This is a genomic window from Geoanaerobacter pelophilus, from assembly GCF_018476885.1.
Taxonomy (GTDB): domain Bacteria; phylum Desulfobacterota; class Desulfuromonadia; order Geobacterales; family DSM-12255; genus Geoanaerobacter; species Geoanaerobacter pelophilus.
Window position 1 is genome coordinate 1 of record NZ_JAHCVJ010000009.1, and the last position, 21767, is coordinate 21767.

The 21767-nt window shown below is 50.6% G+C and carries 20 protein-coding genes, 2 pseudogenes and 1 riboswitch; of the genes and pseudogenes, 16 read left to right on the forward strand and 6 right to left on the reverse strand.

All coding sequences use genetic code 11. The annotated features are described in order from the left end of the window. The 14 genes and pseudogenes from KI809_RS20565 to KI809_RS17555 all read left to right on the forward strand — a co-directional run. Window positions 1-381, forward strand: a pseudogene (locus tag KI809_RS20565) (methyl-accepting chemotaxis protein); the annotation flags it as partial. Window positions 382-429: 48 nt separating this feature from the next. Beyond that, the gene (locus tag KI809_RS17495; protein ID WP_214172893.1) at window positions 430-927 is read left to right on the forward strand and encodes a chemotaxis protein CheW; all 498 of its coding nucleotides are present in this window, start codon (window positions 430-432) and stop codon (window positions 925-927) included. Window positions 928-1257: 330 nt separating this feature from the next. Next, window positions 1258-1446 (forward strand): hypothetical protein, encoded by a 189-nt coding sequence (locus KI809_RS17500; RefSeq protein WP_214172894.1) that lies wholly within the window; start codon window positions 1258-1260, stop codon window positions 1444-1446. Between the two features lie 286 nt (window positions 1447-1732). Then, window positions 1733-3241, forward strand: coding sequence for a phosphotransferase (locus KI809_RS17505; protein WP_214172895.1), 1509 nt, complete (start codon window positions 1733-1735; stop codon window positions 3239-3241). A 23-nt stretch (window positions 3242-3264) separates the two neighbouring features. Next, a complete protein-coding gene (locus tag KI809_RS17510; RefSeq protein ID WP_214172896.1) occupies window positions 3265-4014 on the forward strand; it encodes a hypothetical protein in 750 nt (249 codons plus the stop codon). A 223-nt stretch (window positions 4015-4237) separates the two neighbouring features. Next, window positions 4238-5008: a SagB/ThcOx family dehydrogenase gene (locus tag KI809_RS17515; protein WP_214172897.1), complete on the forward strand. Its 771-nt coding sequence runs from the start codon at window positions 4238-4240 to the stop codon at window positions 5006-5008. Window positions 5009-5036: 28 nt separating this feature from the next. Further along, window positions 5037-5477, forward strand: a complete 441-nt coding sequence (locus KI809_RS17520) for a PPC domain-containing DNA-binding protein (protein WP_214172898.1) — start codon at window positions 5037-5039, stop codon at window positions 5475-5477. After that, complete coding sequence (locus tag KI809_RS17525) at window positions 5474-6229, forward strand: alpha/beta hydrolase (protein ID WP_214172899.1); 756 nt, start codon at window positions 5474-5476, stop codon at window positions 6227-6229. Before KI809_RS17520 ends, KI809_RS17525 begins: the two co-directional genes overlap by 4 nt. Beyond that, window positions 6230-6508 (forward strand): annotated as a pseudogene (locus KI809_RS20880) (ATP-binding cassette domain-containing protein); the annotation flags it as partial. A 19-nt stretch (window positions 6509-6527) separates the two neighbouring features. Next, entirely contained in the window at window positions 6528-7118 is a 591-nt protein-coding gene (locus tag KI809_RS17535; protein WP_214172900.1) for a class I SAM-dependent methyltransferase, read from the forward strand. Then, entirely contained in the window at window positions 7115-7405 is a 291-nt protein-coding gene (locus tag KI809_RS17540) for a J domain-containing protein (RefSeq protein WP_214172901.1), read from the forward strand. Before KI809_RS17535 ends, KI809_RS17540 begins: the two co-directional genes overlap by 4 nt. Window positions 7406-7902: 497 nt before the next feature. Next, entirely contained in the window at window positions 7903-9123 is a 1221-nt protein-coding gene (locus tag KI809_RS17545; protein ID WP_214172902.1) for a type IV toxin-antitoxin system AbiEi family antitoxin, read from the forward strand. Window positions 9124-9162: 39 nt separating this feature from the next. After that, window positions 9163-11670: a site-specific integrase gene (locus KI809_RS17550; protein ID WP_214172903.1), complete on the forward strand. Its 2508-nt coding sequence runs from the start codon at window positions 9163-9165 to the stop codon at window positions 11668-11670. Further along, window positions 11663-15010, forward strand: a complete 3348-nt coding sequence (locus tag KI809_RS17555) for a site-specific integrase (RefSeq protein ID WP_214172904.1) — start codon at window positions 11663-11665, stop codon at window positions 15008-15010. The genes KI809_RS17550 and KI809_RS17555 overlap by 8 nt, the downstream gene beginning before the upstream one ends. Before the next feature lie 139 nt (window positions 15011-15149). Here KI809_RS17555 and KI809_RS17560 read toward each other — a convergent pair whose 3' ends face one another. From KI809_RS17560 to KI809_RS17585, 6 genes are all read right to left on the reverse strand, one after another. Next, a complete protein-coding gene (locus KI809_RS17560; RefSeq protein ID WP_214172905.1) occupies window positions 15150-15638 on the reverse strand; it encodes a hypothetical protein in 489 nt (162 codons plus the stop codon). A gap of 13 nt (window positions 15639-15651) precedes the next feature. Beyond that, a complete protein-coding gene (locus KI809_RS17565) occupies window positions 15652-16062 on the reverse strand; it encodes a hypothetical protein (protein WP_214172906.1) in 411 nt (136 codons plus the stop codon). An 81-nt stretch (window positions 16063-16143) separates the two neighbouring features. Then, window positions 16144-17472, reverse strand: coding sequence for a type 2 periplasmic-binding domain-containing protein (locus tag KI809_RS17570; protein ID WP_214172907.1), 1329 nt, complete (start codon window positions 17470-17472; stop codon window positions 16144-16146). Window positions 17473-17547: 75 nt separating this feature from the next. Further along, the gene (locus tag KI809_RS17575; RefSeq protein WP_214172908.1) at window positions 17548-18321 is read right to left on the reverse strand and encodes a VPLPA-CTERM sorting domain-containing protein; all 774 of its coding nucleotides are present in this window, start codon (window positions 18319-18321) and stop codon (window positions 17548-17550) included. Between the two features lie 75 nt (window positions 18322-18396). Beyond that, a riboswitch (cyclic di-GMP riboswitch) is annotated at window positions 18397-18475 on the reverse strand. Window positions 18476-18707: 232 nt separating this feature from the next. Beyond that, the gene (locus KI809_RS17580) at window positions 18708-18911 is read right to left on the reverse strand and encodes a hypothetical protein (RefSeq protein ID WP_214173011.1); all 204 of its coding nucleotides are present in this window, start codon (window positions 18909-18911) and stop codon (window positions 18708-18710) included. A gap of 110 nt (window positions 18912-19021) precedes the next feature. Continuing rightward, complete coding sequence (locus KI809_RS17585; RefSeq protein ID WP_214172909.1) at window positions 19022-19174, reverse strand: hypothetical protein; 153 nt, start codon at window positions 19172-19174, stop codon at window positions 19022-19024. Window positions 19175-19238: 64 nt separating this feature from the next. Here KI809_RS17585 and KI809_RS17590 point away from each other — a divergent pair, with 64 nt between their 5' ends. Further along, window positions 19239-20072: a hypothetical protein gene (locus KI809_RS17590; protein WP_214172910.1), complete on the forward strand. Its 834-nt coding sequence runs from the start codon at window positions 19239-19241 to the stop codon at window positions 20070-20072. Next, entirely contained in the window at window positions 20069-21730 is a 1662-nt protein-coding gene (locus tag KI809_RS17595) for a ShlB/FhaC/HecB family hemolysin secretion/activation protein (RefSeq protein ID WP_214172911.1), read from the forward strand. The genes KI809_RS17590 and KI809_RS17595 overlap by 4 nt, the downstream gene beginning before the upstream one ends. The last annotated feature ends 37 nt before the right edge of the window (window positions 21731-21767 follow it).

The window sequence follows — 21767 nt, forward strand, 5'->3', positions numbered from 1 at the left end:
ACCGCCGAACTGGTTCAGGAGATCTCGGCCGCCAGCAAAGAACAGGACACCGGCGCCGAACAGATCAACAAAGCCATCCAGCAGCTCGACCAGGTCATCCAGCAGAATGCTGCCGTAGCCGAAGAGATGGCCTCCACTGCCACCGGTCTCTCCAGCCAGGCCGACCAGCTGATCAACTCCATAGGGTTCTTCAAACTCGACATGGCCGATGTCAAGATTCAACGGCCGCAACTCAGCTCTTCCCAAGTCAAACCACTCGAGAAAGCCAAGCCTAAGCAACTGTTAGCCAACCCCGCCCAGCATAAAATGGCGGTCAACGACAGCGGTTTTGGGCTGAATCTAGGTAAAGACAACCTGGACAAGGAATTTGAGAAATTCTAGCAATTAACGGAGACTTTACTCAGAACAGAGTAGATGGGAGGCAGTTCAATGAGCATAGCCGGGATAACAGAAACCATGCAGTGTCTCACCTTCAAACTGGGCGAAGAAGTATTTGCAGTCAACGTCGCCAAAGTAAGAGAGATCCTGGATTTTACCACTGTCACCAAAGTACCGCAGACGCCCGACTTCATGCGGGGTGTTATCAATCTCCGGGGTAGCGTTGTGCCGGTAGTCGACATGCGGTTGAAATTCGGGATGAGCGCCACGGAAAAGACCGTGAACACCTGCATCATCGTCATGGAGATCGTTCTTGACGGCGACACCTCCATAGTCGGAGCCCTGGCAGATTCAGTGCAGGAAGTGCTGGAGCTGGAGCAGGAGCAGATCGAGCCGGCGCCGCGGATCGGGACCAAGCTCAACACCGAGTTTCTGGTAGGGATGGGCAAGCACAACGAGACCTTCATCATGATCCTCAATATCGACAAGGTCTTCACCTTTGACGAGATCGAATCGATGCAGGGCGGAGGCAACCAGGCTGCTGCCTAGAAGAATAATACACCGCACAAACAAAAACCCCGCTCAGGCGGGGTTTTTGTTTGTGAGACTTAGCTTTACACTATTCACTTTTACCGAAATCTCAACATTTGTTGCTTTTGCAATATGTGTTGATTCTCTTTAACTCCCCAATTAGACGTTATTGCCTTCTTTTACGATCCAGATTAGCAAGATAAAGTTGCTCTAAATTTATTGCAGCTATTGGGTAACAGCTTGATATGAGAGATTAATTGAGAGTGTGCTCGATGGCACGGTAACTGCTTTTTATAAGTTTCCGAATGATCGGGTCATAACGAGTCAAAACTTTAAAAGGAGTAGATTATGGATCCTAACAAATTTATAATTAAATATAAGCGTAAAAAGCCAAAGTTGCTCAACCCGATTACTGATGAGCAACAATCTAGAATCAACGACAGCATTGATCAGGCAGAAATAGCACACTTGAATCTCAATCCAACTGACCCTCGTGCCATACCTTACGTACGCCAGGCATTGTGGCTTTGGAAATAAACAACTGGAAGTTTGTATTCAGCTGTCTGCCGCTGGACAGACCTTTCTCTCCGATTTGCTGGTGGGGTGGTGTAGCAGGATTTTTCACATTGTCACCACCCCCTTGTCGAATGTTGTAGTCTGCAATTCCCTTCAAGCCTGATCATAGACAGTTACTCTCCGCCATTTACCTTTTGTATCCCCTGGTTCGGTGGGGTTCTCGGATAGATGTGGCTTTAGAAGTGACGGTTTTGGATTGTCTGATATAGTAGATTTAAATAGTGAATTTAGTAACCTAGGACATACCATGCTGATCGAGATGCATTGCCATACTGCCGAGCATTCACCTTGCAGTTCGGTACCTGCAGTTGAGCTGGTCCGTCAGGTCTTTGCTAAGGGATTGCAGGGGATCGTGCTAACCGATCACCATTATCTTTGGACCGAGTCTGACTTGCGACAGCTTCGGCGCAGTTCGGAGGTGCCGGATCATTTCCTGATCCTGGCGGGACAGGAGCTGCGCAGCGCCGAAATGGGGGATGTTCTGGTGTACGGAGCAACTGAGTCTTTGGACCGCGGCACATCGCTGGCAGAAGTACGCAGGCTGTTTCCCGAGGCGGCTTTGGTTTGGGCCCACCCCTACCGGGGAACCAGGACGCCGTCGCCGGATGATCTCATCGACCCGCTCATCGACGGGATCGAAATATTCAACACCAATCACACGGCGCGCGGCAACAGTCGGGCGCTGCAGGACTGGCACCGTTACCGCTTCACTGCCATTGCCGGCACCGATACCCATGGCAGCGGTTATGCCGGGGTCTATCCGACGATCTTCGATCACCCGGTGACTACGGTGGTGGAACTGGCCAGGGAGATCCGGCTGGGCCGCTGCCGGCCGTTCCTGAAGGAGATCCCGCGCTCCGGCGCCCACGCACTGGTGACCGAGGTGACCATCGGCACCAAGGGCCAGGACGAACAGCGGGAACGGATCATCATCCGGGCCATTGACAGTGATCTGCGCTGGCGGAGCGCAGAACGGGCTTTTCGGATCACGCAGGTGCTGGCGGATCATGGCTTTGCCGCAGGGCGTTACCGAGTGCCGCAACCGATTGATGCCGACCCTGCCTCACGGACGCTTATCGAGCAGGGGCTACGGGGAAAATCCCTGTTTGACAAGCTTGTTTCCTCTCCTGCCGATGATTGGCAAGAATACTATGAGCTTGCCGCGCGCTGGCTGGCACGGCTCCACTCCTTGCAGGCCCGGCTGACCCCGGCGGACGAGTTTTTGCCGCGCGAGGAGCAGCGGCTGGCGCGCTACCTGGGGCGCTTCACCGATACCGGCCACAAGCATGCCCGCAAGGTCAGCGACCTAGTGGAACGGGTGTTGGCCGAAGAACGGCTGCTTCTGGCCAGCGGCAGTGGTATCCTGCTGCAGGGGCATGGCGATTACCACCCGAAAAACGTCTTTATCGGCCAGGATAGCCAGGAGAACCGGTCAACCCTGTTTGTTGCCGCCATTGACTTCGAGAGCTCGCTGCTGCTGCCCCCAGCCTTTGATGTGGGATGCTTCCTGGCACAGTTTCGCAACCAGCTGTTCCATCATCCGGATATCCTGGCCGCGCTGTCCGATGAGCTTTTTTTGCAGATTTACGAGGAGGAACGTGGCGGGTTAGCGGCAGGTTTTCTCCGTCAGGTGGAACTGTTCCGGGCACGCACCAACCTGTCGATAGCCGCTTATCTGATCAAGGTGGGGATGGGGGAGAGCGAGGATCTGTGGCGGGTCCTGGTGGAAGCAGAGCAGGCACTGACCAATCTGTGACCGCCCAAGCAAATACTGGCCCAATGAGGCGTATTCAGACAAGCGGAAATCCTATCTGGAGAGGGACGGGGGCCAATCCAAGACACAACAGTCAGACAATAATCTATATTCCTAAGTCAAAAAAACTGGCCAAGGACCTTAAAGGGGAAAACGACGAACCGCTCTCAGTCATCGGACCAGAAGGTCGGGATCATCAGATACCAGAGGAAAAGGCTCAGCTTCCCAAGAGAAGGCCAAGCAATTCCAAATACCGGAACCGAAGGAGTGGCGATAACGCCGTTCATAAGGACCGGTTTCCACATATCCCAATGCATGATGACGATGTTGCTTTAGCCGATAGCATACTTGCTGCTTTCCTGAGGCTTGATAATGACATACAACGTGAAATATTGGACCAGGTAGATTATTTTCTGTACACATTTGCGAGGACAGGCAGAATGCTGCATTTTTGGGAGGCGTCAAAGGCTCTTAAGTACATCGATGTCCTACAAAATCTTGGCGTGAGTCCTGAGACAATTCAATTGGGATATTTCCCGTACGAGAAAGAAGACCCAGCAATTACCGAGCAGCGGAAATCAGAATGGGAGGAAATACTCGGCCTCAAGAATTGTTGGTGGGTGACAGGGAATCAAAAATACGGGCGGAGGTCTGGTATCGGCACCATAGGGATTCAGGTAATCAGAAATCGCAAAGATAAGAGCAACGGTACTATGGCCTCGTATGGACTCCGATATGCATTTTATCTCATTGCGATCATGCATAATGTCGGTTGAACTGAATTCCTTTAAAATTTATCTGCAATCGAAGATTGCTGGGGTTCTTAAAATATGACTGTAATAGGCTGTAATTGAAATGTATGATATCTGCTAATTTTATTGCTGAATCCTGTTGGCGGAGCCAAGAAAAAGTTCTCAATATCGTCCAATAAATTGAGATTACGCATAAACAGATTTACTGGATCGTTGAGCTTAACGACCTAAACGTGGATAAAGAGTCATGAAGAAGCCATCCATAACGACTGAAACCGGTCGATACTTTTTGACCGACAGGATACGGGAAGAGGTGAACTTCTATCTGACAGAGCAAAGTCAGGGATATGCGCCTCCGGCGATACAGAAACCAGCGCCAGAAAACGCCACTATAATCAGGCTCCCTGAACTGGATTTCTTGAATATTCCATCCTGTGATTTACTAACCGCGATTGCCAACCGTCAGAGTCACCGTAAATTCACCAAAGATTCTCTCTCGCTCGAAGAGTTGTCATTTCTGCTCTGGTCAGTTCAAGGGGTCAGGGAAAAACTCCACGAAGCCGCTGTTCTCCGTACCGTTCCTTCAGCCGGGTGCCGTCATCCCTTCGAGACTTATCTGGCAGTGCAAAGGGTTGAAGGCCTTGAATCAGGGATTTACCGCTACCTTCCGCTAGACAACTCAATTGCATTAGTGAAACAGTTAGAAAACCTTACCTCACATCTCACCGCAGCAACTCACGGGCAGAGCTTTGCCGGGCAGTCAGCTATATGCTTCATCTGGAGCGTCATTCCGGAACGTACCGAATGGCGATATGCCGAAGCTTCCTACAAAGTGATAGCTCTTGACGCAGGACACGCCTGTCAGAATCTTTACCTTGCCTGTGAAGCGATTGGTGCCGGTACCTGTGCCATTGCCGCTTATAATCAGACAATTGCCGACGACCTTATCGGTGTTGATGGGAAAGATGAGTTTGTTATCTACATTGCCCCTGTTGGCAAGGTTGCACTGAATCAGTAGCCTGCCAAATTGAATAATGGGAGGGAACATGCAGTATCAAGTAGGGAAATCGGGAAGAATTGTTGTCGCCCGCTTTACTGACGGTGAAGATATAATCGGTGGAGTATCCGACATCTGCCGCAAAGAAAACATTCGGGCGGCTTACTTCAGTATCGTTGGCGGCATCAGGCGGGGACGGTACGTTGTCGGGCCGGAGTCTGAAGATATGCCGCCGGTGCCGGTATGGCGTGAGTTGTCTGAAAGTCACGAAGCGACGGGGTTCGGCACCATTTTCTGGTACGAGGATCAGCCGAAATTACACTTTCATGGCTCATACGCAAAAGGCGACAGCGTCAAGGGAGGTTGCCTCCGTGAAGATAGTGAAACTTTCCTGGTGCTGGAAGTAGTCATCACTGAAATCCTAGATGTCAATGCTGTTCGGGAGCTTGATCCAGATTCCGGCATGGTTCTCCTCACGTTACGCTCATGACCGATCCGTTTCTCGATCATCCCGTGCTCTCAGCCAGATACTTTTACCCCTGGCCCAACCACTTTGACGACCCATTCTATGTCGATGGCACTGATTACAGGCTTGGCTGCCGGTATCGTAAAATATCGGACGATTATCCGACGATAATCCATTTTCACGGCAACGGCGAGACAGTTGCCGATTATCTGGGTGATTTCGAGGAGCGGATTGCCGAAATGGGCGCCAACCTGTTTCTGGCAGAGTTTCGGGGTTACGGCATGTCGAGCGGTGAACCTGGACTTGTCGCCATGCTTGCAGATGTAAAACTGATAGTTGAAGCAAGCGGTGTTCCGCCTGATCAAATTATCTTATTCGGACGGTCACTCGGATCGCTGTATGCTGTTCATGGTGCATCCCTTTACCCCTATGCCGCCGGACTGATCGTTGAGAGCGGTTTGGCTGATCCATTGGAAAGAATACTGGTAAGAGTAGAACCGTATCAGCTAGGCGCAACAATGGAATCGCTGAGAACCGCAGTAGATACTCACTTGAATCAGAAACAGAAGATACAGTCCTTCAGAGGCAGGACGCTGATCATGCATACCTGGAATGATGATCTTGTAAATGTTTCCCACGCTGAACGCCTCTATGAATGGGCTAACGAGCCGAAGGAACAGCTGATATTCGACAGGGGCGATCACAACTCCATAATGGTTGCAAACACAGATTCATATTTTAAAGCGGTTGAGAAGTTTATAAAGGAGCTGTATTGATATCCCACGGCTCTCTCCGGTGGCGAAGCGCAGCGGGTAGCCATCGCCCGGGCTTTGGCCAACAAGCCTAAGGTAATTCTGGCCGATGAACCGACTGCAGCGCTGGACACCGAGAACGGGAAAAACGTTATGTCACTGTTGAAATCGCTCGCAGTTGAGAACCATTCGGCGATTCTGGTCGTAACGCATGACCATAGAATGGTGGAAGGATTCGACCGGATTTTTCAGGTAAGCGATGGTCGTATCACTGGCGAAGAGAACAGCGATTACAATAACTGATAGTTAAAGGATGCGATTCATGAATTGGAATGAACGCTACAGCGAGCCGGGTTTTTCATACGGCACTGCACCGAATGAGTTTCTGGTATCGGTAGTAGACCGAATTCCGAACGGAAGAATTCTTTCACTGGCAGAGGGTGAAGGGCGAAACGCCGTCTATTTGGCATCGCTTGGGTATCAGGTGACCGGAGTTGACGGATCGGAAGTCGGTCTGCGTAAGGCCGCGAAACTGGCTTTAGAGCGTGGTGTTACCATAACCACGATACATGCTGATTTGAGTGCCTTTGAAATAGAACCGGAGGTGTGGGACGGAATCGTCGCCATCTATTGCCACCTGCCTTCAGCGATCCGCATTCCTTTACATCAGGCAGCTGTCAGGGGGCTGAAACCTGGCGGTGCCTTTGTATTGGAGGCGTTCAGCAAGGACCAACTCCCCTACGACACCGGAGGCCCCAAATCCCTCGACATGCTCATGTCGCTGGATGACCTGAAACAGGAACTTGCCGGTCTGGAGTTTGTGCATGCTGTTCAAATGGAACGGGAAGTGCTGGAGGGACGGGGACATACTGGCCTGGCATCCGTAGTTCAGGTATTGGGAATCAAGCCATGACCTATGCCGACCTGAAAGAAGCGCGCCGGGTGATGGGCTTGGGTGAGCGGGCAACCTTGAAGGAGATAAAGGCCCGACACAAGGAATTGGTGAAACAACATCACCCGGATACCGGCAATACGAATGAGTCGGAGATGATTAGACAGGTGAATGCCGCCTACCGGGTTATACTCGACTATGTTACTGAATACCGCTTCTTCTTTGCCGAGAATGAGTTTTACGAACAGAATCCGGAAGAGCGAATCTGGCAGCAATTCGCTGATGATCCGCTGTGGGGGAAAAAATAAAGGATGGCTGGGTAGGGTTCGCTCGAATCTGAGCCTGACGACCTCAACAAAAGCCCTTGCTAGCGACCAACTCCGGCAAGGGCTTTTCTATACCACCTCAACATAAAGTATATATTTTTTAATTCCCTGACAAAACTACTGGCTAGATGGGCAAGGAATGGGCACGAAAGAAAATGGGGCTAGCGACTTTCGCTAACCCCTTGTTTTTTATGGTGGGCGATACTGGGATTGAACCAGTGACTTCTACCGTGTGAAGGTAAATTTTAAAAAATTTATAGTAATGCATTAACCGGTTTAAAATTATTCAACTTGCTTATATTATTAAGTAAAAACTATTTGAATAATCATCTGAGTTCCCCATTTAAAACCATATAGTATCCCACCAGTCCAAAATAATGGGCTCAATAATAAGAAAAAAATATTCAAAATAATGAACATTGCCTTGGTCTATTGTATACTTTTTTGCGAGAAACTTTTGTAAAGGAGGGGAGATATTCTTGGGGAAGTTAGAGTATGCCAGACGAGATGTGCATCTGAATGAATTAAGTAATTCAGGGGGGCTCGAAAATCGGCCATTGGAATTTGAAGATGGCATCTACACCCTCAAAAATCTCGACCAACTTTCAATAGAGGCAATTGAGCTATTGCTTGAAATCCACCCAATTTATGTTGTGGCGAAGCAAAGACGACGCTATTACATTGTTGCAGGTTTTCGGACTTTCCAGGCTGCTTCCTTAGTTTATAAGAGTCCTCACCAAGAGATCCCGGTAAGGGTTCTTGATCGGCACACACCGAAAGAAACCCTTGAGCTTTTGTGTTACTTGAATCTGTCAGTTACCCCGATCCTGTTTCGAATTGGTGGTTCGCTTGCAGACAGTTACCAGTTGCTTACGAACAGTCTACAGGATAAGGCTTGGAGGAAGGTTAAATCAATACAAGACTTTGCTAATGTGCTTGATGTTGCACCTTCGACCCTCTGTAAGCCCAAGAAACGGTTAATCTCTCAGATACCGAAGCAAACTCCCAAGGACATAGCTTTTTCCAATGCCGGTAAACTCAAGTTGATATATAGTTTTTTATTATTTCCAGACTATGTTGAACACGCTTATGAGGCACTTGCCGAAATTACAGGGACTACTCTTGAAGAAGTACTGATAGCAATTGAGGAGTTGGAGCGCGATGGATACATTGAGAACACGAATGATAAGCGGCAACTTTTGGTTAACAGAACGGAACTATTGGAAAGCTGGGTAAGTGCGTATAATAAACATCTCCGTCCGAAATTGTTGCTGGGGCGGTTCAAGGCTGATAATGACTGGATGCTCAATGCGGAGTTGAAGCCTTCTAGCGCCCAATGGAGCGGAGAAGCAGCACTCTGTAAGCTTGGTAAAATAATTTCGAAATATACGAGTAGTAGTATGACTACTGCTCAATCTCTAGCACTTTTAGCCTATACAGCCAAACCGACCGAATCCGTAGTTATCTATGCGACCCGACATGAACTCAAATCAATGATTCAAGAGAACAGACTTAAGCAAGACTCGCACGGGAACATTGAAATCTTCGAACGGTTTTGGCATGGCGAAGAACTTGAGACAGACGGGATTACGGTTCCGTGGTTACTCATCTATGCGGATCTCTTACAAACTAAAGACATTGAAAAAATAAAAATGGCTTCTGAATACTACCATCAGTTTATCGAAAATGCGTTGAAGTAATTTAACTACGAGAATTTGTAATATTGTGGAGAAGGCAGTTTGCAATCAAAAGTCTCCTATCAAGATTTTTCTGCCACACTTTATGATGCCCTTAAGCACTGTGGGGTAAAACAAGGCGATTTTGAAAGCTTAATGCGTTTTATCGACCCTCCGCCGAAGTATGCTGCGTTTGCTACGATAGCCGAGAATCTAGTTAAAATCTTTCAGCACCTAGAATATATCAGTTTAAAGTTTGCAGGGGGATTTAGCAGTCAGACAAGAAGTACTCTCCATGCGAATCTGTCGGCTTGGCTTCACTGTTGTGAAATGATCACTGCCAATTGCAGAGAGATTGAAACAGTCCTCCAAGATTTTTGTGCGCCAGGTAAATCCTCCTACGAGCCCCCTTATCGTGATTTTTTCGGTACTCACCCCCTGTTTGTAGCCCTCTGGTGCCGTAAGCCCGATGAGGCACTTTCCAGAAGGTATGAACTAGTGCAGGCATATCTCTGCCTACTTTATCTGGAGCTTCAGACCTTGGGCCTTGGGAAACGGCAAAAGGCTGAAAGCGCCAAGGAGAAAGCATGTCTGGCAGTGAGAAAGCTGGCTCGACCAGAGTTTGAAGAGACACTCATGGCTTTTCCGGATAGAGCAATGTCGTTAGCAGACTTTCGGAACATCGTTGATTCATTCTCAATCGACAAACACATTAGCCCCATACCACACCTCATCAAACTTGCTCTCCGGGAAATATCTGTTCGAGACAGGGGAAAGGGCATTTCCGTAATCCGTCGTTCTCGTGGATCGTTCAGTAACAGCAAGCAGGTGATTTCGTTTGCTGCTGATGACGACTCGGGCTCAATGGATTCAATAACACTGCTGAGTGTCGAACAAGGAAACAAAACAGATATAGCTGAGCGAAAGCATAATCTGACTTGCACAGAAGAGTTTGCTTCCTCCCGCCAGTTTGCGGTCTTCGATCGCTCAGGGCCAGATCCATCCGGAGGGTTGAGTGAAAAACAGCGTCGAAGGATGTCGGTAGGGGCGGCTTCTGCCATTGCTATGAGCAACCAGCGACTGCCGACTGACTGGGACAGATTGACGGCATATGAAGTGGCAACTTTCCTTGAAGGGCTAAATGATCTTTCTCAAATGAAGATAAAAAGGGAATACGGCGAGGTCGGAAGCCGTGAACTTGCCGCGTTCCTTACGATAGCTTTCTGGCTGTCGGCTACGGCTGAAGATGTACGAAATGTTGTCATCGTCCCGAGTAAAGAACGCTGTAAAACTGATATCGGCATCTTGCTTGCCGGAAATGACTCTGGCCATCGATGGATTGTCAAACCACGTGTATCTGAGTTAAAGGTTATTCCAGATAAAATTTTGGCGCCACTTACTCTGCCTATCGCAAAGCGTTATGAGTTGCCAATCCCAGTGTCGGCACTTAACACAATGATTGCGCACCTCATGCAATTTCCCGAGCCATTCTTTCCCGCGAGGATATTCAGTAGAGAGTCGGCTGAGTATGACCTGGCTGCAAAAGAATTTTTGAAGGATATTCGTCGACGGAAAGGTGGGCGTCTGTCCCTGGAACGGGTCTCAATGCATCTGCATGGGCTCATTGCCCAACTGCCCGGTTCCGATATCACGGCGGCGATCTCGATTTCAAGAAGGAATGACCCCTTAGGGTGGGTGCCATTGCATTATACATCCAACTCAATCGAACGATTGCAGGGGATTTACGCCCAAGCCTGCAACTCGGTTCTTGCCGATGCAGGACTAAGGAAAGACCTATTCAGTGACAGAAAAACAAGTAATCGTTATGTAGGTAGCAGATTTGTGCCCAAGACCGATACAGTTAAAGATCTTGTTTGCAAACTGCACACCCGTTTGCACGATGCGAGAAACGTAGAAAAAGACCGACAGATTCAGCTGCACAACGCGATGACAGTTTATACGGTCATGCTGATTGGCTATGCTACTGGATTCAGAGCAGTTCATGACCCGTTACTCCAAGAAGCAGAAATTGACCGAGAATCCGGATTCGCGGTAATTTCCGACAAAGACGATGACTCATTTTACAACGCCAGGATAGTTTGGTTGCCCGAAATCTGCATGCAGCAGATTGATTTGTACAATTCGCACCTTGCAGCATTGCAACGCTGGCTTTTCGGCCACAATCTGCAACTATTCTTCAATTCTCGGGAAAAGGCGTATACGGGGCGTCAGACCAATAGGGTGAACCCAGCGCTCTTTCTCCTGCAAAAGAACAAAAACAATCTTCCCGTCCAGCCATCCTACCTCAAGGAACTTCTTGGAAGAATTAAGTACCCGTTACCCATAAACAGCAACCGCCATTTTTTGCGAACAAACCTTTTGCAGAGCGGCTGTCCTGTGGAAGTGATCCAGGCCTTTCTCGGCCACTGGGAAAGAGGTGTCGAGCCCTGGGGGCGTTACTCCGGACTTTCTCCGTTGGTCTACCGTGATGAACTGTCTAAACATCTTGTGCCGCTGCTTGAAGAGGCTGGCTGGACAAAAGAAAGCGGACTCGGGAGAAGTAATGGCTGATGTCGAAATCGCCAGTTTATGGCTGAGATTAATCGGCAAACCTCCTGAGGAAAATGTGGGGAGGAATATCATTTATGCTGATAAGAAAAAGTTGGTACAAGCGCTCCCTGCTGACATAATCGCAGGTTCAAAATACGCAGCAATAACTAAAGAACAAGTAAATACGGTCCTTGCCCCGTTCCGAGAAACGCTAACAGCTGGCAAATACATAATGCTGGTCCGTTTTCTAGCCACTGGCCTTGAAAAGGGCAGAGAATGCCTTTCGTGGGATGTAGCAATTCCCCAGATACCGGTAGGAATGCCGCGTGAGCCCGCAAGGTTCACCCCGGACAAATTCAAAGAGTTACATTGCCTCAGGCGCATTGAGAAGGCGTTTATTCAGTCACTATCATCATCACAACCGCTGACCGGCAGGCAACGAATAGGTCAATTGGTCCTGTCAGCTATTTTGAATGGGGGACTTCTTGATGGCGCCTGGGTTGAACCATGGATAGCCTCGATATCTGATCGTATTAGAACTCATGGTGACTTTTGCTGGTTCGAGATGCAGAAAGCCTGGCAATATCCGCGTGATGAGAGATTAGATAAAAAGAACTACAAGAAGAAGAGCGCCGAACAGCAGATATTAATGACAAGGCGCTGGTTTGCCGACCCCTTGACCAGGGTACTGGTCGTCCGCTGGAAATCGTCTCTTGACCCCGACCTTAAGAACTTACATCTACTCCCCAATGCCTATGATCTGATCGTTGAATTTCTTAAGTATGCAGGTGTAACCAGAGACGGTATTCCAAACAGTCTTAGCGGGTTACTTAATATGGCTGAAACCGGTCTCAGTCTTAAGGTCCCGCCGTTCCTCGCATCATACGCCAGAGGGGGTATCAAATCTGTATCCCTTCAGCCAGAGACTTGGGCACGTCTCTGCACCGGGAAAGCGATACCCCGATCAAGATTGCAAGATGATGAGTCAGATCAGGTTGAAGAAGATGCCCAAAAGGCGGATATTGAACTTGCCGATCCAGGGCCGCTTTACGAACAGGAGCAAATTCTGAGAAAGATGCGGCGCATTTTTGCCGACAACTACGGTTATAAAAAAAGGAACAAGGAATTAAGAGCTGAGCTTGCAGACGTTGCCAGGATGCATGAAGGCCGGTTTGGTCCGGTTCTCTTTTTGCTAATGAAATGGACTGACCTGCTGTTGGCGCAAGAATCCAGATACAAGCCGGGAACAGCGAAGCGGTATCTGGGGTCTATTGGACAGGTGCTGTTGCTGGTATTTGAAAACGATGATCTTTTGAAAATGGAAGTTGGAGATTTTATTGAGCGGTATAACCGTGCCATCGAGCTGATTAGATCCAAGACGGAGAAAAACTATGCTAAGCCCAGGATCGGCCATTTCCATAATTATCTTGTCAGAGGTTATGGTGTCCCGCAGATACCACCGGGATATTTCCAGGGCAGATCCGGCCCTCCCGAGACCACTGTTGATGCAAATCTCGTTACTCCGGCAGAATTTGACCTCCTGAAAAATATGCTGGGATGGGAGAATCCCAAAAGACCGCCAGTTGCCACCGCTGCCCTCATTGCGGCAATACTCGGGTTCCGTTGCGGATTGCGCCGAGACGAAGTTTACTATATCCGGGTTCAGGATCTTCAGAAGGGACAGAAACCGGAACTGGTGCTGCGAGCTACAGCGAGACGAAGCCTTAAGACTCCGAGTTCAACCCGTCGGCTGCCACTCCATGTATTGGTGATGGACGATGAGATGTCATTGATATATTCATGGTTGGATGGCATTGAAAATCCGAGCAATGAAACCCTTCTTTTCACCGATCCGACTAATTCTCAAAAGCTGTTGAGAGAGACTGCCATATTTGACCCAATTACTTACGGACTGGCTGCGGTGACTGGTGATGCCACGCTCAGGTTTCACCATCTTCGGCATTCATTTGCCAATTGGCTTTTGGTAAGGCTTGTCGGAAATAGCGCTGGCCTGCGTGGATCTGCCCCATTCCTTGATCATCCGTTGTTTAGCGATCATCGTATTATCGAACTCCGGAATGCATTGCTCGGTAACGAAAACCTAGGCAGAAAAGCGATCTATGCCGTGTCTCTGCTCTTGGGACACGGTGAAATCAGTTCAACTCTTACCAGCTACCTTCACCTTTGCGACTGGCTTCTGTCACGAGAGCTGTTTCAGTCTGTTGCCACTCAAACTTATGAGATTGAGACCATCATGGGGATAACCGGGCTGTCACAACCCTCCATTTACCGTTTATCAAGGAAAGCAGGAACGGGTGGTTTCATTTGGGATTGGGAGGCTCATTTTAAGGGATTGACCAAAAAATCAAGTGGGCTGACGGATCCACTGCAAGCTTTTGCCCGTGAACCTATAGCCGTGGAGATTAAATTTGCTGATAAACCCAAGGCGGTGCCAGTCTGGGAGACTATTGAGCAGGTGCTTAAGTTGCATCGGAGCAATAAATTATCAGTTGAAGAAATTGCTAACAAGCTAGAATTGGAAGATAAAACTGTCTTGCAGTGGATTCTGTCATCAGAACGGGTTTTGCATTTAACAACTCGCGAAGCCAAACCAAAAACATTTGATTTCAACGGAAATCTAGTTTGGAGAGGGACGGGGGCCAATCCAAGACACACCGGTCAGACAAAAATCTATATTCCTAAGTCAAAAAAACTGGCCAAGAACCCCAAAGAGGAAAACGACGAGCTGCTATCAGTCACCGCAACCGGTAGCCCGGACGATAAGATTCCAGAAGAAGCAAAGGCTCAGCCAAAGAGAAGGCCAAGCAATCCAAAATACCGGAATCGGAGGAGTGGCGATAACACAGTTCATAAGGACCGTTTTCCACATATCCCTATGCATGATGACGAACTCGCCTTAGCTGACAGCATACTTACCACGTTCCAGAAGCTTGATGATGACAAGAAACGTGAAATATTGGACCAGGTTGATTATTTTCTTTACTCATTTGCGAGGACAGGCAGAATGCTGCATTTTTGGGAGGCGTCAAAGGCTCTTAAGTACATCGATGTCCTACAAAATCTTGGCGTGAGTCCTGAGACAATTCAATTGGTATATTTCCCCTACGAGAAAGAAGACCCAGCAATTACCGAGCAGCGGAAATCAGAATGGGAGGAAATACTCGGCCTCAAAAATTGTTGGTGGGTGACAGGGAATCAAAAATACGGGCGGAGGTCTGGTATCGGCACCATAGGAATTCAGGTAATCAGAAATCGCAAAGTTAAGAGCAAAGGTACTATGGCCTCGTATGGACTCAGATATGCATTTTATCTCATCGCGATCATGCATAATGTTGGTTGAACTATCCAACACACCTCATAAAGGTCAATAACAGGCTTCACTTTTAAATCAAGGTACCTGTTGATCTAATCCATCTATATCCATGTAAATTCTTATGCTTCAATCATTTCAGTCAATCCAGAGCATATGGTTAGTTGTCTCAAGCAGTTTTGCGGAACCCGATCATTCCCAGCAGTCCTGAACCTAGCAGCAACACGGCCGGGGGCAGGGGAACCGGGCTTGGCGAGGCCGGGGAGGCCGAGAGATAAACGACAGCCGGTGAAGAGGCGCCGATGCTGCTTACACCGAGACCGCCGCTGGTGCCGTCGCCTGAGTCGAGAAAGAAGTACCGATCCGACCCTGCACTGGTAATGATCGGGATAATGCTGATGCCGCCGGATACCTCGGAGGTCGGGGTGATCGTGATATTGCCGCCGATTGAACCAGTGCTGCTGACCGGTGCTGTGGCGGACGCCACGCCAGTTGTGGCAATTTCGGAAAATGTCCGCAGCTGCGGCATCTCCTGCAGCACATTTGCAGTTAATGCATCAAGGGCACCGGTTGCCGGAGCGGCGTAATCGGCATGGGCGGCGGAGGCGGCCGCCACAACGAAGAGGGCGCAAAGGGAAAGCATAGTTGATCGTTTCATAATGACTCCTGGGTTATGGATACTTGTTCGTCTGTTTTGCTGACTGGGTGAGTATGGCGGAAAGGTCGCTCATGCGGCGTTGCAATTCCTTCTGCTTCTCGCTCACCCGTTGCAGCCTCTGGCGCCGGTCGTCTGCAGATTCTCCAGCCGGTGCGATCCTCAGCTGCTTAAGCTCATCCTGAAGTTGGCTGCTTTGCTCCCGCAGGTAGTCGGCGCTACCTGGATCGACAAAGGCTCGGTTTGCAGGCTGTTGTGTTTTTGCCGGGGAGAATGGCGAAACTTCCGTATCGGTCTTTTCGAGCTGGCTTGACGATTCTCCGACGATCTCCACGACAATCCGGTCCGGATATTCAATGATCCTGGTTTCTGCGTGACCTGCGACCGGCAGTAAGGATAAGAGGACAAGCAGGATAGGGATTCTCATGGCAGCTCCGTGTGATCGGAAGTATGAAAAGAAGGGCCTCAAACGAGGCCCTTCGGTGTAACACAGAAAATATCGGCAGGACTACGGAAGCACTTCGGTGGCAGCGCCGTAGAAGCCGATGAATTCACCGTCGGTGAACTTGTTGAACTTCATCTCTGCGGCAGATGCCCACATACCGGCCTTGTCGGCAGGAATGTTGGCCGGGTCGGAGGCAAAGGTGATCATGTCGTTAACAATCGGCTTCTCGCTTCCGGCTACCTGGTAGATCCACTGGGTTGTCCAGTAATCGTAGATGCCGTTGCGGATGTTGATGCGGCTCGGCGCAACGCCGTTGTAGTTGATGCGAACCACGTTCTGGCTGGTGTTTGCAACGCCGAGAGGCTGGTCAGCGTCGGCAAAGCCGATTGCTGCAACAGTAGCGTTACCGTTAGGGCTGGCAACCGAGTTGCCGTTTACGCACTTGATCAGGTCGCCGGAAGACTTGCCGAAATAGGTCCTGCCTGCTACCTGGTCAACAGGAATATTTCCTCCCCATGCATTGCCGCCGGACATGACGGTCTTCTCGAATGCTGCCTGGGTGCCGGAACCGGCGTGGCGCATACATGTAACAACCGGCTTGCTGGCGTAGTTGGCGCCGAAGTCGGCCCAGTTGTTCACAGTGCCGTTGAAGAGGTTGACTGCCTGGACGCGGGTGATGTTGTCGATGGTCTTCTGGGTAGAGCCGTCACAGTAGGTGGTAGTGCCGATGGTGCCGCCGCAGTCGGTTTCGACCTGGCAGTAGTTGCCAGCATTGACAGGTGAACCGGCATTACATACGCTCTTGGTAACCGCCTTGTTCACGAAAAACGCGAACGGCACTACCAGCGGATTGGCAGGGGTAAGAGCTGAGGTATCTTCGGCATTGGCGGTAAAGGTCACGTAGTCGGTGCCCATGGGGCCAAGTGTGGCTCCTTTGGTTGTCTGGCCGAAGGAATCGCCAGCAACGTCGGAGGCGCCGAAGTCGATGGTCTTGCAGACCTTGGTATTGGGTGCTGCAACAGAACCGGCTACCTTCCGCTGATAGGCGGTGGGGCAGCTGTCAGGGTTGGTCGTTCCCATCAGCGAACGGACCGATTCTGCAGATGCAATGCCAGAGTAGCGGATGGTGATGTTGTCATTACCGTAGGCAGTGCAGGACTTGCCTTCTGCGATGAAATGCTTGTCATCGCTGGTAACAGCGGTCTTGACGTCATTGGGGGCAATCTTGGAGCAGCCGGCAACGTCTTCGAGGAACTTCTTGGTCATGGCCTTCCAGTAAGGGTACTGTGCCGAGGCGCCGTAGCCGTTGATTTCAACGGTAGCGGCATTGGCAACACCTGCCAGTGCGAGGACTGCAGCAGCAGTAGCCAGTGTCTTAACGGTGATCTTCATGTTCTTCTCCTTTGAATGTAGTTGTCTGGTGTGCCTCCCGGTTTGCCGGGAGGCCAATAGTTCCTAAGTATGAGATTAAGCCTTGTTCGATTTGCGGCGGATACCGACCATGCCGAGGAGGCCGGAGCCCAGCAGCCATGCAGCAGCAGGGATCGGGGTTGCAACAGGGGCAGTACCGCCAGAGAGAACGGTGCTGCCGTTAGCAAGGGTGGTGATCACGGCTACTTTGTTACCGGTGGTGTTGGCGGTGCCTGTCAAGCCGGGGTTGTCCCAGAAGTAGAGGTTTGTTTGCACAAGACCACCTGTTGCCAGTGCGGTAAGTTGCATCTCACCCGCGCTGGCTGGGGTTGTGCCGAATGCGCCGGCATAACGGCCGATCATGGTGGTTCCCTTGTTGAGCTTAGAGACGTAGCCGTTCGAATTGCTTGTAGCCAAAACAGAGGTCTGCGTTCCTGCTTTTGCGTACTCTATGTAAGTAGGGACGATGCCCGCCTTTACGTTTGACCACTGGGTGCCGAGCAGAGATGCTGCGGTGGGTGTGGTGGATTTGTTGCTGAGCCAGAGGTCGGTGTTTGCCGAATTCACGGCATAGTAGGCAACAAACAGCTTGCTGAAGTCGGCGCTGGCAAAGTTGGTGAAGGCGTTGGCGCCGTTACCGACGGTGAGAGAAACAGGAGCGGTTGCCAGGGTTTTGACGTCGAATGCGCCGAGGTCGGTGGCGATCTCAGAGTTGCTGCCGGTGTCCCTGATTACACGGATAAGATGGCCGTCTTCGAAGTAAGCCATTGCGTTGCCTGCTGCCAGGGTCATCATCGCGCCGGCGATGAGTGCTACGATCTGCTTTTTCATTTGTTACTTCCTCCTGATTGAGTTTGGGGTTGTACTGCCAATTGTTTGCTGCAAATTTTTTTGTCCCAGTGCTCATCAGGCAACCCGGCCACCCGCTGTTGCGGGTCCGTCGGCTTTCCGTCATCCGGTTACCCGGATTTTGGCTTTATCTGAAGTCTGGTGAAGGCGTGCGGCCTTCATCATGGTGTTTCCGAGTAGTGCTCACTGCTTCAGTATGTTGTCCGTTATTCCCCCTTTCGTAAAAATGAGCCGGGCCATAACAAAAAAAGCCCATATCAGAGACAGCTTCAGCGGCTCTTGATATGGGCTTTCTGTTACCGGACGGCCGGTCAGCAAAGTACCCGTTTCTTAAACGAGATTAAGTTTTAAATACGTGGCGCCGGCGGTTAAGAGCGGGATTCGCTTCCTTTATTAAGGTGCAGCTCCTCAAACTTTTCGATCCTGCCGATGCCACCCTGACTGAAGTTCACTTTGATGTAGCCGGTGAACTCGGAGCGGGTCAGGCCGGTAAGGAGTTCCTGCAGCTTGTGCTGCTTGTCGCTGCGCGAGATCCTGATGATCTGTGCTTCGTTTTTATTGTCGCTGCCCACTGGTTGTCCTCTCTGGCCCGTCTTGTTCCCAGGCGCCGCAAATCGTAGCAGCTCTTTGTTACAGCCAAACGACTGTTTCCTGAAATTTGTGTAGAAATGAAATTTCCGCTTCAGGGCTCGTTGATTCTGCTGATTTCAATGCTGGTGAGTGTATAGCAGTCCATTGTTGCAGTGATATGGCAGTAAATAAATAGTTCGGTGAAGATTCGGCGGGTCGCGCCATTAGCCACCAGGGCGTCTTTCACTTGTTTAGCAACTTTCATTGTTCTGTCGTACCGCTGTAACAAACCGCTGCTATAGTCCCGTCGCTTGCAAAGGAGGGTATGGATGATTCACTCAGAAATACGCAATGTTATGCTTGCTGGACTGCTCCTGGTGACGATCAGCGGGTGCGCTTCGTCAACTCCTTTGCGGACGGTTGCGTCTGGTGACCGGGTAAAATTGAACTATACCTGCAGCTTGGTTGACGACAGCATTGCGGCAACTACTCAACAGGAAATTGCTAATGATGAGGGCAGGAAGAAGTCTGGTCTGTACCTGCCGCAAAATCCGGTGCAGGCCTACGAGCTGACTATTGGTGAACAGGAGAAGCCCGGTCCTGAAGGGGTTCTCAGTTTTGAACAGGAGATAGTCATGCGTCTGGCAACATCTATTATCGGTAGCCCCTACAGTGAACCGAGAAAGGTGAAGCTTGTCGCGGAGACACCGACCAATCTGTCTGACAGGGATCGTTATCTTGATATGTCCCGTACCCGGAAGCGGCCCAAAGAGATGAACATCTCCATCGACGAGTTTCGGACCTTGACCGGCACGACCCCTGAGATTGGCCAGAGTGTGATTTTTGATCCATTGCTGCCCGGGAGTATCGCCAGTATGGCTGACGGAAAGGTTACGCTCAAATTCGCACCGCACTCCATGCAGGACCTTGTGACCCCTTTCGGCTTGGCGAACATCCACGATGCGGGCGATCACTATACGATCGAACTGCAGGTTAAAAAAGACGGGCTACTCCGCTCAGGACCGCTTGCCGGGGTCATCTCAGCGGTGAAAGACGACTCTTTTACCATTGATTATGGCAACCCTTTTGCCGGTGAACGACTGTTCTGTGAAGTTATTGCCGGCCCGGCGCCGGTTGCTGTCAAAGAGGCTGGTAATAAATGAGACGAGTGAAAGAGTTTTCATCCCTGCTGTTGTCCGTCTGCATATATGTTTTGTCGCTGGCGATCTGCCAAGCTGCCGAGCAGCCGACAAACCAACCGCTTGAAGGAGAGATCGCAGCTGAAGCAGCCGAACAGCCGGTGCCTCCGGTTGAAGCTGCTCCGGCTGCGGAAGACAGTTTTGAAATCCGCAGCTTCATCATCAGCGGCGCCACTATCTTCCCGGAACCGGTCTTGATCAAGCTGCTGGATGATCTGACCGGCCAGGGCAAGACCGCTGCAGATGTGGAAGGCGCCAGGGACCGGTTGGAGCGGTTTTTTCACGAGGGCGGCTACCCGGCGGTGCTGGTCAATATCCCGGAGCAGTCTACCGAGGGTGGGGCGATCCTGCTGCAGGTTATCGAAGGCAAGGTCGGCAAGGTTACTGTTACCGGCAATAGCTGGTTCTCCAATGAAATGATCCTGGAGCGGCTTCCTGCCTTTACAACCGGTGACCAGGTCTTTGTCCCACGCATTGCCAAAGAGATCAGCAGGGTCAACGCCAATCCCGACCTGAAGGTGACGCCGGGGATGTCGCCGTCAAAGGAACCGGGGATGGTCGATTTCGAGTTGAAGACTGTTGACCGGATGCCGATACACGGCAGCGTTGAGGTTAACAACCGCAACAGCCTGAACACTTCGGAGCTTAGGCTTAATGCTGCGTTGCGTCATGACAACCTCTGGCAGAGTGAGCACTCCCTGTCGGTCCAGTATCAGACCTCACCGCAAGAGCCGGAAGAAGTGGAGGTGTTTTCAGGCTCTTACACCGCTCCGCTTCCATGGAATCCCGATCAGAAACTGGTGCTGTACGGCGTACTGTCAGACAGCGCCACCGGCGGTTTCGGCACCGGGTTCAAGACCCTGGGCAAGGGGAATATCATTGGTCTTCGCTATCTGCGACCATTGATCCCGGTAGGCTGTTATAGCCACAACCTCACCCTGGGCATCGACTACAAGCGCTTTGAGGAGAGCAGCGGTTTTACCACCAAGATCACTTATCTGCCGTTTTCCATTGCCTATGGCGGAGCGCTTCCTGACGCCGTCGGCGTGACCTCCTTCAATGTCGGCATCAACCTGGCCTTCCGCGGCATGGTCACCGACAGCGGTGAGTTTGACGCCAAGCGTTCCAGGGCCAGGGGGAACTACATAATGTTCATTGCCGGGATCGAGCGGTTGCAGAAGCTCGGGAGCCTGGTTCAGCTCAAGCTGAAGGTGGACGGCCAACTGAGCGATCAGCCGCTGATCTCCAATGAACAGTATTCCGCCGGAGGGATGGAAAGTGTCAGGGGCTACTACGAGAATGAGGCGTCCGGTGATATCGGCCTGAGGAGCGGGCTTGAGCTGATGGTGTCCGACCTGGTAGCGACAGATAAGGCCAAATGGTTCCAGATCACTCCCTATCTGTTTTTTGATCATGCCAGTTTGTGGGTCAAGGAGCCGTTGCCGGGCCAGACCTCCAGCTTCACATTGATGGGGACCGGCGCCGGTCTGCGCGGTTCCATGTTCCGGGACCTGGAATACCAGGTTGAAGGCGCCTTTGCCCTCCGGGACATCCCGGGGACGGCAGCCAACACCCAAAAAGGTGACGCCAGAACCCTGTTCAAGGTCAAGTATTCCTTTTAATCATCATTTGCAACCTGCTAAACAGCAAGGGATTTTG

Coding starts and splice junctions, on each gene's coding strand:
- KI809_RS17505 (WP_214172895.1), top strand. CDS start 1,733: ATGCTGATCGAGATGCATTGCCATACTGCCGAGCATTCACCTTGCAGT.
- KI809_RS17555 (WP_214172904.1), top strand. CDS start 11,663: ATGGCTGATGTCGAAATCGCCAGTTTATGGCTGAGATTAATCGGCAAA.
- KI809_RS17590 (WP_214172910.1), top strand. CDS start 19,239: ATGATTCACTCAGAAATACGCAATGTTATGCTTGCTGGACTGCTCCTG.
- KI809_RS17535 (WP_214172900.1), top strand. CDS start 6,528: ATGAATTGGAATGAACGCTACAGCGAGCCGGGTTTTTCATACGGCACT.
- KI809_RS17585 (WP_214172909.1), bottom strand. CDS start 19,174: ATGAAAGTTGCTAAACAAGTGAAAGACGCCCTGGTGGCTAATGGCGCG.
- KI809_RS17515 (WP_214172897.1), top strand. CDS start 4,238: ATGAAGAAGCCATCCATAACGACTGAAACCGGTCGATACTTTTTGACC.
- KI809_RS17560 (WP_214172905.1), bottom strand. CDS start 15,638: ATGAAACGATCAACTATGCTTTCCCTTTGCGCCCTCTTCGTTGTGGCG.
- KI809_RS17565 (WP_214172906.1), bottom strand. CDS start 16,062: ATGAGAATCCCTATCCTGCTTGTCCTCTTATCCTTACTGCCGGTCGCA.
- KI809_RS17500 (WP_214172894.1), top strand. CDS start 1,258: ATGGATCCTAACAAATTTATAATTAAATATAAGCGTAAAAAGCCAAAG.
- KI809_RS17575 (WP_214172908.1), bottom strand. CDS start 18,321: ATGAAAAAGCAGATCGTAGCACTCATCGCCGGCGCGATGATGACCCTG.
- KI809_RS17595 (WP_214172911.1), top strand. CDS start 20,069: ATGAGACGAGTGAAAGAGTTTTCATCCCTGCTGTTGTCCGTCTGCATA.
- KI809_RS17520 (WP_214172898.1), top strand. CDS start 5,037: ATGCAGTATCAAGTAGGGAAATCGGGAAGAATTGTTGTCGCCCGCTTT.
- KI809_RS17525 (WP_214172899.1), top strand. CDS start 5,474: ATGACCGATCCGTTTCTCGATCATCCCGTGCTCTCAGCCAGATACTTT.
- KI809_RS17570 (WP_214172907.1), bottom strand. CDS start 17,472: ATGAAGATCACCGTTAAGACACTGGCTACTGCTGCTGCAGTCCTCGCA.
- KI809_RS17495 (WP_214172893.1), top strand. CDS start 430: ATGAGCATAGCCGGGATAACAGAAACCATGCAGTGTCTCACCTTCAAA.
- KI809_RS17510 (WP_214172896.1), top strand. CDS start 3,265: ATGAGGCGTATTCAGACAAGCGGAAATCCTATCTGGAGAGGGACGGGG.
- KI809_RS17540 (WP_214172901.1), top strand. CDS start 7,115: ATGACCTATGCCGACCTGAAAGAAGCGCGCCGGGTGATGGGCTTGGGT.